Genomic DNA, 13,544 nt, shown 5'->3' with positions numbered 1-13,544 from the left:
CCCTTGTTTTAAGGTAGGAGAATTTATTCTATATTTCATAAAACCTCTTAAAACAAAGCTCCACTATAAACTTTCGCTGTTATGGGTAGAACAATCTTGTTAATTGAGCCTTATGTGACCATTGGAGTAGATCCTGAGACAAAAATCCTTTACGTAGACTGGTGGGGAGACGTAACCAAGCAGAACGTGCTGGATGGATGCCAACAACTTTTGGGGTTGCTGGAAAAGGAAAAATGTAACATGATCCTCAATAATAACTCAAATGTTACCTCCCACTGGAAAGCAACCGCTATCTGGGCAGCCACTATTGGGTTTATGCACCTGGACCAAACATCCTGCGCCTACTTTGCTTGGGTGAAGCCTCCCAAAAGTAACCTAACCTCTGATTACGGTTCACGGTTAGACGTACGGAATGTAAAGGTGGAAATATTTGAAAGCCAATTGGCCGCAGAACGCTGGCTGCTTTCCATTGGGCAAAAGTTGGCTGTCCGTAAAAAGGAGCCCATGTATGCGGCATAAGCTTTACTAAAGTAGCCAGCCTCTTCTCTGGTGAGAAAAGAATAGAGCATAGCTGGTGTTATAACCAGTACCTCAAATCAAATACGCCCCATAAATGGCCCTTGCTACAGGAAAAACATTTCCTGTAGCAAGGGCCATTTACATTCTGTTAGTGGGTATTTGTCATTTTGGATGCTCAAGGATGATGTTTGGGAGTTTATCTTTAATGCCACTGATGTCTTTAAGAACTCACTTGTATAAAAGCGGAGCTTCTCTTTGGTTTGTATTGAAATTGGGCCTTTTCAACTCTCTTTTATGAAAAGGGGCTATAAAGCATACTACTCCTTTTTAATACATAAAGACTGTTCCCTATGAAATAAGCAGTACGCTTTTGTGTGCTTGAGGCGGGTGCAAAGCCATCGGTGTTTAGATATCTGTGAAGCTCAATAAATCAAATAAAAACCGTTTATTGTATCTTCAGGGTTTAAGTAGAAAAAGTGGCTGATAACATGGTTACGTCTTTGCAGAGTGGTGGAAGTGCCATCAAATGGGATAAGTTGGCGCAACTGTCTTTGGATATGATCTGCACCATAAACGCTGACGGGTTCTATACCTATGCCAGTCAGGCCAGTGCAGGCATGTTGGGGTATGAAAGTTGGGAAATAGTAGGACGCCATTATACCACTTTGGTTCACCAGGAAGACCAGGAAAGGACGCTCAATGCGGTACAGGTGGCCGTTGGAGGTACAAAGAAAAGAGATTTTGAAAATCGCCTGATTCATAAAAATGGAACTGTAATCCCCATTTTATGGTCTGCGGCGTGGTCAGAGGAGGACAGTACGCTTTACTGCGTGGCCCGGGACATTACTGAACTGGAGGAACACCGGCGCAGGATGGAGGAGAGTGAGCAAAAGTACAAAGCCCTTTTTGAGAATAATCCAGATGTTGTTTTCCTGGAAAACAGAGAGGGGCTTATAACGGAGGTAAATAAAAGTTTCTGTGAGGTTTGGGAAGTTTCCAATGAAGAGGCGATCAATCGTACTGCTGCTTCGTTCTTGCCGCCGGAGTTGGCTGCCGATGCCATGCTCTCTTTGGAGGAAGTTTTTCTAGGCAGTACCCTCAGAAAAGAAGTAGAGATAGTTTTTGACCTTGAAAAACGGGTGTTTGATACCATCAAGTACCCCGTTTGTGTGAATGATGAGGTAATAGGTGCCCAAACTATTGCCAAGGACATCACTTCTAAAGTGCATGCCTTTAAAACCATTCAGAGGCAGGCCCAACAACTAAAAACTACACTCGCCAGTATCACTGATGCTTTTCTGACCATTGATAAAGACTGGCGAATCACCTTCCTTAACCGCGAAGCAGAGCGTCTGCTTCCCTTTGACAGTAGTAAGCACATAGGGGTAAGTATCTGGGAGATCTTCCCGGAGGAAGTGGGTGGGGAGTCGTATGCCCAGTATCACCGCGCCATGAAAACGGGTAATACCATGCGCTTCACTACCTTTCTCGCTGGTCATGACAAATGGTTTCAGGTAAAGGCCTATCCGTCTGAAGAAGGTCTGTCCATTTATTTTGATGACATTACTGATAAGGTGTCCGCGCAGAAAGAGCTTGAGAAACTATCATTGGTGGCTAGTAAGTCAAACAACGGGGTACTGATTTTAGACAACAAGGGCATTATTGAATGGGTGAACGAAGGCTTCACCAGGCTGCACGGGTATACCTTAGAAGAGGCAGTTGGCATGAGGCCACCAGAACTGCTCCACCATCCTAAAACAGACAGCTCTATCTATGCGTTCGTAGATGGAAGACTTCTCCGCGGAGAGCCAGTTTCCTTTGAGGTCCTGAACCGCACAAAAGAGGGGGAAGGCCTATGGGTGAGCGTGGAAATTAGTCCCACCTTTGACGAAGCTGGAAAGTTAACCAGGTATGTGGTCGTGCAAACAGACATCACAGCCCTGAAGCATTCTGAACTGGAACTATCAAAGCTGGCCAACGACCTATACCGGCAAAGAAGTGATTTACAGCAATTCTCCTACATTATTTCCCATAACCTCAGAGGACCAGTGGCCAACGCCTTGGGTTTGGTGGATCTCCTGACGCATATGGAGCGAAACTCAGAAGTATTTGATAAATCGCTCTCTTTCCTGCGGCAGAGCATAGCCAAATTGGATGCCGTTCTGCGTGACGTGAACACCATTCTTGGTATCAGAGATAGCAAAGGCAACCTTGAGTTAGAGCAGGTAAACATTCTCAGCGTTTTTGAGCAGGCGCTGTCATCCTTTAAAGAACCAATTGCCTCCACGGGAGCAAAGGTGATCATTGACGTTGAGAAAGACAGAAGTGTGAAAGCTAACAAAGCCTATTTACACAGCATTTTCTACAATTTACTCTCAAACGCCATCAAGTACCGCTCAGAGAAGCGAAGTTTGGAGATATGTATCAAGTGCTTTGAATACGATGAGAATAGTATGGTCATTTCCTTTTCAGACAACGGTTCAGGGTTTGACATGGGCAAAGCGAAAGACCACATCTTTAAACTTTACAAACGGTTTCACACAGAACAGGAGGGTAGGGGAATGGGGCTCTTCTTGATTAAAAGCCATCTTGATGCCATGGGCGGTCACGTAGAAGTAAACAGCCGGGTAGGAGAGGGCACTAAATTCACGTTGTTTTTGCCCCAGAAGTAGAATAAACCTTGTTTCCGAAAAAGCCCCGGTAAATGGCTTGTACTCTTAAATAAGTCAAGTGCCCTAACCAAAGGCATTTGGAAAGGTTGCGTCATTCTTATCGCTGCTTCTTTAACTCTGCCAAAGGATAAAAGCTGTCGCGCCAATAAATTCCACCTTGTTTTATTGTGATAAAAGCCGATTTGAGGAGAATGTAAACGATCACCGCTCCTGCAAACGGAATCATGAGGGCGTGCCACCATTTACCATGGATTCCGGGTTTGAAAAGCATCAGGAAGATCTGGGAAGTGAGCATGACCAAAGCAAGGATGAAGTTGTACCCGCCTGATAACAGCAAAAAAGGCATGGGGAGTACAAAAACCAGGAAGGTAGCCAAGGCCATGCCTATGGCGGTGGGTAAATGGTAGTTTGAAATGGAAAAGGTGTTCTTCATGAGCCCGTTCACGAATTCATTCAGGCTGGTATACCACTCCAAAGACACTTCTTTTTCGCCGTACAGCACATCTGGCCGGAGACCTGCTGCTTTTATACGTTCTCCCAGTTTCAGGTCATCGTCTGGCCGAAGGGAAAAAGCAGTATGGGTACCGGCTTTCTCGTAAGCAGAACGCCTGACCAGGTTAAAGGCACCAATGCCTATGGATGCCTTGGAAGCAGGGTTTCGTATGTCCCAGGGGCGTTGCCTGAACTCCAGCATCATGGAAAATGTACTCATCATGGCTTTGAAAAGAGCAGAGCGGGAAGTTATTTCAGGCAAGACCGCCAGGTGATCTAACTGGTGTTCGGTTACATAGTGCATGGCTTTCTTTAAGGCTTGCCGGCCAAAGATGACGTCTGCATCGGTGAAAAGAAGCCATTCCTCTGCCGATGCTTTGTAGCCCTGGTACAGAGCATGGCTTTTGCCTAGCCATCCTTTGGGAAGTTCTTCAATGGTAATAACTGTGATGACCGGGTTTTCCTGCGCTATTTTTTGGAGGATTTCTGGAGTTCTATCAGTTGAGCGGTCATTCACCACAATGATCCTTAAATTTTTATAATCCAGTTGACAGACACTGATCAATGCTTCCTCAAGTTCTGCCTCCTCATCTTTTACGGCAACTATTATTGCCACCCGCGGCTCAACCATATTAAGATTTGGGGACATATCTTTCAGGAATTGCACTTTGCGGCAGTTTACTAATAAGTAAATGCTGGCGCAAACCCAAGCCAGGGTAATGATGGCCGCATAACCAGACAAGAGCATGTTGAGATTCATTTAAACTAAAAAGACAGTAGAGCTTTTAAGGTATACTCTGGTCAGAGAGGATATCTAGCTTAAACGTATTCCACTAAAAATTGCTCAGTGTAAAAAGAAACAGGGGCGGCCCATGAGAGCTGCCCCTGTTAAATGATTCAAAAATTGAAGCCTTATTTGTTCAACACCATACGTTTGGTCACTTTCCAGCCTCCATTGGATAGGGTGTAGTAGTACACTCCTCCGGCCAGGTTGCCAGACTGTAAGGTTGTTTCATACAATTTGCCTGCTTCGGCTGTTCCATTGAATAAGGTGGCCACTTCTTGACCCATGAGGTTGTACACTTTAAGGGAAACTGCTGCGCTCTCTTTTACCTCAAAATTTATGTGAGTGCTGCCGCTGAAAGGGTTAGGTATGTTTTGGTGCAACTGTAGAGATGGCTCTAAAGTCGCTACTGCTTTAGACCCTATAGATTTAATGTTAGCTTGGTGTATAACAATGGAGCCTTGGGTTATGGCAGTGGAGGGGGCACCTCCAGCAGTTCCTTCCCTCTCGTTATCGTAAACCATAAAGCCGGTTCTCTTGTCCCAAATCTTGACCCTTAGCCGGTCTCCCTTGTCATTGCCTTTTCCATCCCCATCAACGGCCATCACCAGGTACCCGTAGTTGCCTGTGCCGTTAATTTTGCCTGATCCTTGGTATTGAGCTAATGAGCCAGATACAGTCAACCACTCCTGTGCGGTGCTCTCAAAATTCATGTTAGCCAGCTTGAATTTGATGTGGGTGGCTCCAATAGGTGTCAGGTTTCCTTTCTCATATTTTGAAGTCAAGTTGAAAGTAGCTTCCCCGGCGGGAGATACATACGGCATGGCTGGGTTAGTATCTGGGGCAGGTTTGTAGGCGCCAGCTGGTGAAGGGAATTTCCCTCCTCCTGTTACGAATGAGGCGATAGGAGGAGCCTGCACATTCACTTGTAAAGAGAAACTTTGTTCACAGATTCCATTCCCTACTGTCAATCTCGCAGAGTATGTTCCAGGAGCTGGATAAGTAAAGGTTGCGTTCCCCTTTGAGTAGCTGTCCGCTATGCCATCTCCATCGAAATCCCATGAATAGGCTGCATCAGGAGCCGCATTAGTCGTGAGATCCGTAAAAGTTGTGGCAGAGCCTAAGACTGTTGGTGAGGCAGTAAAGGAAACAACGGGATCAACGCATGAGGCGGGAAACGGTATCTCCAACTGCACTGCAGCAAACGACGAGGAGTACTCAGAGTATCTATATGAAGTCGTCTCACCCCATGGCATGGTTCCTATTGCCTCATGCTCTTTTGTGGTATAGCCCCACCCATATACTTTGCCATCCATTCCCAAGGCTAGGGAATTGAAGGAGCCAGCAGAGATTGCTTTGACCCCGCCGAGGCCTTGTACTTTGTTTCCCCTTGGCGGAAACCAAAATGGTACTTTACGGCCTGGATTTAGGGCTTGCATTTGAGTTGACATATAATGCCCCCATTCATAAACAGATCCATCCTCTAAAATGGCAAGTGAATGGTAATTACCCGCCGCGATTGCTTTTGCACTGGAAAGGACACGGGCTAATTGCCCTCGCCCGTTGTAATAAGTATAAAAGAAATCAAGGTTGTTCCCGCCCTCTCCCCAGGAGAAGACATTTCCTTCCCCGTCCATGGCCAGTGAGTGTAAGCCCCCTCCAGCGATAGCCTTTATGTTGGAGAGCCCTTCTATCTTTTTCGGCACATTGTATACTCGAACGTTCGTTTATTCTATCTGGCCCGACGCGTTTAGGCCCCAGGCATAAACAGAGCCGTCCGCCCCAATGGCAAGCGAATGGTACCCACCGGCGGCGATTGCCTTTATCCCGGAAAGGCCTAGCACTTGAAGAGGGGTAGCTGAATAATAGGTTTCACTACCCAGCTGGCCATACCTCCCATTTCCCCAAGAATAGACAGTTCCATCAAATGCGAGGGCAAGTGTGTGTTCAGAATTCTCCAAGCTTAGTGGTCCAGCTGGTAGACCATTGCCTTTAGCAACGCTAACGACTTTCTTTCCTATCAAAGCTTCAATAGCTGACACATCTATCGGGGTGTATTTTGGACCGTCAGTAAAGACGACGGACGTGTTGGAGTGGAAACTGGTGGTCGCCTTGGGCTTAGCTTGAAGAAAGGCAGAGGTGGGGCATAGCCAGAGAAAGCCTAACAAAGCGCAGAACCAGTGAAAAGCTCTAGAAGCAGTATGCCTTTGATTTGTGGATAGTGGGGGAGTAATACTTGTACAAGTAAATTTCATAAGATTTGTTTAGGTGGAATTTGGTATAAATGATTAATGGTGATTTTAATTTTTAATGATTCTGCATGTGGTACCTAAAAATTGAGTTTTGTTTTAGTCTATAAGATTGTACACGGCGCAGCAATCCTTAGTAGACATAATCTATCTATGTGTTTTTGTAAGGTGTTGATTAATATATGGTAATGATGTCAGGTGCTTCCTGTTACAGAAGCAGGGGCCTCAAATTTTCACCTGAAAAAGTGAAGAGCCACGCCTTTTGTAAGGCAAATAATAATGCTGCCAAGTCTTCTACTTGACTTTTTTATGTGAATAGAGCTAGAAAACTAAGTAATGGGTAAGTAGTAAAACTAAGTAATAGGTAAGTAGTGCTTCAAAGCAAATATAATAGGAAACACTACTTGATTTGTAGAAATTATTAAATTTATTCTGTAAATATTTATAAGTAATTTACTTCAAACAATACTTAGTTTTAAGTATTTATCTGAGATTTAGATTGTGTTTTACTAGGGTGTGTTTGATTTACTAAGAACCCCAAGTACCACCCTTTTAATGTTAAACATCAAGATGAAAGGCAAATACCATTAGTAAAATCAGATTGTACCAGTTGGGTTACAAACATTGATTTCAGGCAAAAAGGACGTTCCTGGGTGCCAAACAATTGGCTGGGGTTAGTAGAGTAGGTCGAAGAACTATTTTTTTGATTCGCACCGTGCTGTGTAAAAAGCATTCCTTAATCACCCCATCACAGTCAATTCTTTGATTCCAATGGTCAACACTTGCACCTATGCCAGAAGCAAATGCTTAAAGAGAATTCACCACTAAAAAGCAGTTTACTTAGTTGCTGGGAAGATATAGAATGTATCCTCACTTGCTAATTGAGTGTAAGAAGCAGAACCCGGCCTGATTGCATTGTGGTTCAGAGCTTACGTGTGTTTGCACAGATTTCTTCACAAAAGTAAACTTCTGTAAACAGGAAGCAGTATCACCTTTTTACTGGAGCTGATAAGTCAACCTGTATTGACCAGCTCCTGAACAGATCTCCCAATTCTTTAGCTCTTGTCTTGCGGATCAGGGGAATTGTTCTAGGCAGAGAGTCTGATGGTATCTTTAGCGAAGACAAACAGAGGTGTCATGCGGATAAAAGAGTATGTTTCTCACTAATCTGTTTGTTGGCCATTCCCTTCTCTTCACTCACAAATTAGAATTAGAGTTTAATTAAGGCTAAAGCCAACTAAGTCAATTTCTTCTGTAGATCAGAAGACCTTGACTTAGTTGGCTTGCTTTTTTATACCCATTAGTAAGTAAAAAGTGGGTAATTGACTATAGTTTATCCCTTTTTTATTGCTTATCGGCTTTGAGGTAGTTAACTTATTAATATCAATTAAACAATAATAAATTATATTATTTATGTACCTACATCATGAAAGCAACACTTACTCTACATCTAATTTTGGTAGCGAATATCGCTTTCGCTACCACGTACACCTACACTGGTAACCACACTGGGGAATTGAACCTGTCAAATGGTGATGTTATCATTGTGGAAGCAGGAGCTGTTTGTGATTTCACTGGTGGCTTTAACGAACTGACCATCATAAACTATGGAACCCTTAAATTGAGGGATAGGATAGGTGGGAGAGATAATGTGATCGTTAACTTTGGGACCTTTGAGTTTTTCGGAAACTTACAGAATACAAAGCTTACCAACCACAGCATGTTTATTCTATCGCCCTTCTATGTTGGTGATAATGTGAATTTCAACAATGGCTTTATCCGGAATGAGTGTACAATGTTAGTCAATACCAACACATTCAGGATCAATACACTGCTTACTAATAACGGGTTTTTAAAGTTCAATGCTGATGATGTTGACACAGACAATGGTATTCACACCAATGGCTCTGCTCATGTCATAAATAACGGCAGAATAGAGGGTACCGGTATTAAGATAAGCTGTACCATCAATGGAAAGAAGGGCACTTTCTACTTCACGGGCAGAACCGAATGTATAGGAAACGGTAGCATAGGGCATGGTGCGAATGATGGTGAAATGATTTTCTATGACGCGAGTTCTGCTACCGGAGAGATGTTCGATAACACAGGTGGAAGTAACATAGGAAGTGGTGTGTCAAGGCAAGTATTAACTCCCATGGCGCCCCCTTTCATAGCCTGTAACAATCCGCTTCCTGTCACGCTCACCAAATTCATTGTCACTACAAAGAGCAATTACAATCATATTGAATGGAGTACGGCCTCAGAAATCAACTCTGATTATTTTGATGTTGAGCGCAGCGGTGATGGTAAAACCTTTACCAAAATAGCACAGGTTAAATCAGCTGGAAGCAGCAGTACTGTAAAGAACTACTCATATAAAGACTACAGCAAGTCAAAATACTACCGCCTTAAACAGGTAGATTTTGATGGAAAATATGAATATTCAAAGGTGATCGCCTCAAAATCAGCAGCATCTTCTCAATCATTTTATGGATTTGCTATTACAACTGATGAAACACCAGTGAGCATTTCCACCTACATCATGATAGGCAATAAGCAAGAAACCATAGAAGTGTACAAGAATGAACCTACCATACGTTTCTCAAAAGGCTTTCATATCATAGAATTAAAAACTACAAAGGGTAGCTACAGCCGTAAGGTGTTCGTCCTGGAATAGCAGGTTGAACTAAGTTTTGCAGCTTAGTATGAGCCAGGATGTGACCACAAACCTTTGGGCTTTAAACTAAGCTGATCAATGGGTTCTTAGTTTTAAAGGTTGATTTGGAAATCAATCCTCAAAACGTTTATGCTATTGAAAAAGGGAATACATAATATTAGCCTCAAAAAAGCATCTATCCGTCGAACCTGTAAAAACAAAAAGCCCTGTAAGTTTTTCTTACAGGGCTTTTATTTACTTGCTGTGGTCGCGTAGGGAGTCGAACCCCAAACCTTCTGATTCGTAGTCAGATGCTCTATCCAGTTGAGCTACGTGACCAGTTATTTAGTGATGCAAAGGTAGATGCTTTTACGGTGTTGCGCAAGACTTAGCTCAAAAAAATCTTCAAAAAAATGCTATCTGCTTCTGGATAAGGCTTTTTTGATGGCATGGTTGAGTAAGAAATACAAGCCTCCCAAAGAAATCACCACCAGTGCACCCAATAAAAGCTTGCCAGACGTGCCAGCGTTTGGGTCTTGCAAGAGGGCCAGCAAGTCTTGGGCCTGGGTGCCCATCCAGAAGAAGAAGATCGTACGCGGCAACATTCCCAGCATACTGGCCAGCAGGAATCGTCCGCGGGGTACCTGCACTAACGACAATACAAAGGTCATAAATGCGAACGGCAGAACCGGGGAAATGCGGGTCAGGATAATCAAACTCATGCTTTGTTCGCGGAGCTCGTTCATTACGCCTTCCGCTTTAGGGAACTGATGTAGGAAGGTGGTCATCTTTCCATGGTCAATAAGTTTTGCCACCGTGTAGCCAATGAGGGCAGCAAACCCATAAGAGACTACCACTCCTATGAAAGCAGTCCACCCGAAGAAGAAGCCTGTAGCCAATGCAACAAACGTAGTTGGGGTAATGGCAAACGCCATGGTAAGGGAAACCACCAAAAAGTAGAAAATTTGCTGTAATGGCGAAAGGGATTCTAACAAGGCAGTATTATGATACAGCCAAAGTGCCAGACCGGAACTGGCCAGCACTGGAATTACAACAAGCAATAAAGAGTAAAGAAGCGTACCAGTATTTTGTTCCAGGAGTTTCTTCCACATAAGCGCGACGAATATCGGGTATTTCTACCAAAGTACGGGAAATACGCTCCAACCGCTGAGTTTAGACAAACTGGAAACTTGCATCCATTTTTCTAACTTGCATCCATACCACCGTATAAGACCCTATGAAATTCGGAACCAAGACCATACACGCTGGCGTAGAGCCAGATCCTACCACTGGCGCCATCATGACGCCCATTTACCAAACCTCCACGTATGTGCAGCGCTCTCCCGGAGACCACAACGGCTATGAGTATTCCCGTACGCATAATCCTACTAGAACTGCGCTGCAAAATGCGTTGGCTGCCCTGGAAAACGGCAAGCATGGCCTCTGCTTTGCCTCAGGTATGGCAGCTACTGACTGCATCATCAAAATGTTGAGACCCGGCGATGAGGTGATTGCTACAAACGACCTGTACGGTGGTACCTACCGCATCTTCACCAAGGTATTTCAGGAGTATGGCATCAAGTTCCAGTTTGTGTCTATGGCCGAAATCAGTAACATAGACCAGTATGTAACGGAGAACACCAAAATGATTTGGGTAGAAACGCCCACTAACCCGCTCCTTAACATAATTGACATCAAAGGTGCTGCCGAAATCTGCAAAAGACGAAACCTGCTGCTGGTGGTGGACAACACCTTCTCCACACCGTACCTGCAAACTCCGATTGATTTAGGCGCTGATATTGTCATGCACTCCCTAACCAAGTACATGGCCGGTCACTCAGATGTGGTGATGGGCGCCATTGTGGTACAGGACGATGAACTGGCCCAACGCCTGGCCTTCATCCAGAACGCCTGCGGTGGCACTCCAGGTCCGCAGGACTGTTTCCTAGTGCTAAGAGGCTTGAAGACCCTGCACGTACGCATGCAGCGCCACTGTGAGAACGGAAGAGTCGTTGCCGACTACCTGCGTCAACACCCTAAAGTGGGTAGAGTGTTCTGGCCAGGCTTTGAAGATCATCCTAACCACCAGATTGCCAAAGAGCAGATGCGCGATTTCGGGGGGATGATCTCTTTTGAGTTGAAAGGTGATCGGATGGAAGATGCAATCCAGGTACTGGAGAAACTGCATTATTTTGCGTTGGCAGAATCCTTGGGCGGCGTAGAATCATTATGCGGACACCCCGCTACCATGACGCACGCCAGCATTCCGCAGGTAGAGCGTCTGAAAGGCGGTTTGTCTGACTCGCTCATCAGGTTAAGCGTAGGCATTGAAGATGTAGAAGATTTGGTCGCCGATTTGGAGCAGGCCATCGGATAACCTCATAGGAATCTATAATCAAAGCCCTGTTGGAGATAATCCAGCAGGGCTTTTTGTTTCAGGTCTGTTTTTGTGAAAGGAGCCCTGAAACAATCAGGTACTGCCCCGATAATTAAATATGCACTAAATAAGAATCGTTAATACAGAGAGCAGCCCAAAAAGTAGGAGGTAGGTTTAACGCCGATTTTTAGCAATGCACCTCTAAACGTCAGATAAAATATATTTAGCCCTTGCGCGATAACTTTCTAAAATAGGGCTTCGTTTTTATAACAAAAGAAAATCTGGCGTGCTCATCTAGCCAGAATTCAATCCGAAGTTTTACAGGAGTCAATGGAAAGGAGCGAGACCCATGGTATTAGCAAATTGCCGGGCCCAGTTTACGGCCGCAGATTTTGAGTTTGTGGCGCGGGTCCTATCCAGAAAAGGAAGTCAGGTAAGTTTGGTGGAGTTGCTGAGTGATCCCGAGTGCCGAGATGAAATGCTGGACAACGAGGTGCTGGCAAAGACCTTGTCTTCTAAGAAAGGGCACGTGGAAGTATCACAACAGCTATACTTTTATGTACTGGCCCGCACGGCGCTGCGCCGACAAGGCATAGAAGACCGTGACCTGGCCGATTACCTGGGTGCGCTTCTCTGGAGATTTTCTACGGTGCAAAGCATGCACTCACCCCATGAGAAACTGCCGCACCAATTCCATTACATTGCGGAGATGCTGGAGGCTTTAACTACCGCATCGGCTGCCGAGGCTTTTTTGATTCGGGTGCACATCGGAAATTATGCGCTTTTTCTGTCGGGTATGTTCAGGGCCTGGATTGAACGCCGGCAACAGCGCGGAGCCCCAGACTTTTCCTTTTATGAAGAGGTAGGCCGCACCAGTTTCCGTACTGCTGCCCACCACAAATTGGCCTCTCAATTAGAGCTGTCCCAGATCTATCACCAACTGGCGGAAGGTTTCCGCTATGCTCGCTTGGCCCTGAATGAACTGGCTTACCAGGTCTGGAACCCAGACGCTGAGCCTCCCCTAAAGCTCTGAGATTTTCTGAAGTCTGAAACGCAGGTGGTATCCGGAAAACAGCCTTAAAACAGATAGACGCTGTTTCGCATGGAAAGTATGCCTATCTTGAGGTGTCTTGTAATGACGCTTCCGGCAGAAAATCTTGGAAAGAACCCTAACCCATACGTGTATGACTAAGAAAGTAGTTGCCCTCTTGGGCTTATGTATGATGCTTAGCCTGTTGGTGCAGGCACAATCTAAAGAGGAAAAGAAGGTAGCCGCTGCCGTAGAAAAACTGAAGCAAGCTATGATCTCTGGAGAGCGCAAGGACCTGGAAGCGGTTACTTCAAACAGCCTGAGTTATGGGCATTCCAGCGGCAAACTGGAAGACAAAGCCGCCTTCGTGCAAGCCATTGTAAGTGGTCAATCTGACTTCATAAGCATTGACCTGGCAAACCAAACCGTTCAGGTGACGGGCAAAACAGCCATTGTTCGGCACCAATTATCTGGGCAGACCAATGACAGCGACAAGCCCGGAACTGTGAAATTGGGTGTGCTGCTGGTGTGGGCAAAAGAAGGTGGCGACTGGAGGCTTTTGGCCCGTCAAGCTTATAAGTTGTAAAGCAGGTTTACGTCCTTTCAAAGTAACTGAGCTTTGCAGTTCCAATTTCGGCGGTAAGTGCTCACGGCCGCAAGGCCCCGCCTCGGCTGGCGGACAAAGTTCTGCTTCCTTTGCCAGCCAGCCGAGGCTTCGGCCAAAAGTTTGAAAAAGGGAATGTTAGTTTTTTATCCTTTGATTGG

At 45.1% G+C, this 13,544-nt stretch carries 10 protein-coding genes and 1 tRNA gene; 6 read left to right on the top strand and 5 right to left on the bottom strand.

Annotated elements, in window-relative coordinates; all coding sequences use genetic code 11:
* Positions 1-81: 81 nt before the first annotated feature.
* Both DC20_RS04200 and DC20_RS04195 read left to right on the top strand, forming a co-directional pair.
* Complete coding sequence (locus tag DC20_RS04200) at positions 82-519, top strand: hypothetical protein (protein ID WP_062542693.1); 438 nt, start codon at positions 82-84, stop codon at positions 517-519.
* Positions 520-1,007: 488 nt separating this feature from the next.
* Positions 1,008-3,191, top strand: coding sequence for a PAS domain-containing sensor histidine kinase (locus DC20_RS04195; RefSeq protein ID WP_062542692.1), 2,184 nt, complete (start codon positions 1,008-1,010; stop codon positions 3,189-3,191).
* A 97-nt stretch (positions 3,192-3,288) separates the two neighbouring features.
* Here the strand turns inward: DC20_RS04195 and DC20_RS04190 are convergent, their stop codons facing one another.
* The 3 genes from DC20_RS04190 to DC20_RS04180 form a co-directional block, all read right to left on the bottom strand.
* Complete coding sequence (locus DC20_RS04190; protein WP_062542691.1) at positions 3,289-4,443, bottom strand: glycosyltransferase; 1,155 nt, start codon at positions 4,441-4,443, stop codon at positions 3,289-3,291.
* A 152-nt stretch (positions 4,444-4,595) separates the two neighbouring features.
* Entirely contained in the window at positions 4,596-6,173 is a 1,578-nt protein-coding gene (locus DC20_RS04185) for a T9SS type A sorting domain-containing protein (protein WP_062542690.1), read from the bottom strand.
* Positions 6,174-6,194: 21 nt separating this feature from the next.
* Positions 6,195-6,722, bottom strand: a complete 528-nt coding sequence (locus DC20_RS04180; RefSeq protein WP_062542689.1) for an RCC1 domain-containing protein — start codon at positions 6,720-6,722, stop codon at positions 6,195-6,197.
* A 1,420-nt stretch (positions 6,723-8,142) separates the two neighbouring features.
* Between DC20_RS04180 and DC20_RS04175 the strand changes: the two genes are divergently transcribed.
* A complete protein-coding gene (locus DC20_RS04175) occupies positions 8,143-9,393 on the top strand; it encodes a hypothetical protein (protein WP_157593044.1) in 1,251 nt (416 codons plus the stop codon).
* 244 nt (positions 9,394-9,637) lie between these two features.
* Here DC20_RS04175 and DC20_RS04170 read toward each other — a convergent pair.
* Together DC20_RS04170 and DC20_RS04165 are read right to left on the bottom strand one after the other, a co-directional pair.
* Positions 9,638-9,711 (bottom strand) — tRNA-Arg (locus DC20_RS04170).
* 77 nt (positions 9,712-9,788) lie between these two features.
* On the bottom strand, positions 9,789-10,484 hold the full coding sequence (locus DC20_RS04165) for a TVP38/TMEM64 family protein (RefSeq protein ID WP_062542687.1): 696 nt from the start codon (positions 10,482-10,484) through the stop codon (positions 9,789-9,791).
* Positions 10,485-10,609: 125 nt separating this feature from the next.
* On the opposite strand from DC20_RS04165, the gene DC20_RS04160 reads away from it, so the two are divergent.
* The 3 genes from DC20_RS04160 to DC20_RS04150 all read left to right on the top strand — a co-directional run bounded on the left by DC20_RS04160 (position 10,610) and on the right by DC20_RS04150 (position 13,365).
* Positions 10,610-11,749 carry a cystathionine gamma-synthase gene (locus DC20_RS04160; RefSeq protein ID WP_062542686.1) on the top strand — a complete coding sequence of 380 codons (1,140 nt, stop codon included), beginning with the start codon at positions 10,610-10,612 and terminating at the stop codon, positions 11,747-11,749.
* A gap of 349 nt (positions 11,750-12,098) precedes the next feature.
* The gene (locus DC20_RS04155; protein WP_062542685.1) at positions 12,099-12,782 is read left to right on the top strand and encodes a hypothetical protein; all 684 of its coding nucleotides are present in this window, start codon (positions 12,099-12,101) and stop codon (positions 12,780-12,782) included.
* Positions 12,783-12,933: 151 nt separating this feature from the next.
* Positions 12,934-13,365 (top strand): nuclear transport factor 2 family protein, encoded by a 432-nt coding sequence (locus tag DC20_RS04150; RefSeq protein ID WP_062542684.1) that lies wholly within the window; start codon positions 12,934-12,936, stop codon positions 13,363-13,365.
* The last annotated feature ends 179 nt before the right edge of the window (positions 13,366-13,544 follow it).

The sequence above is a fragment of the Rufibacter tibetensis genome, assembly GCF_001310085.1.
Lineage (GTDB): Bacteria > Bacteroidota > Bacteroidia > Cytophagales > Hymenobacteraceae > Nibribacter > Nibribacter tibetensis.
This window is presented reverse-complemented; position numbering and strand designations above follow the sequence as displayed.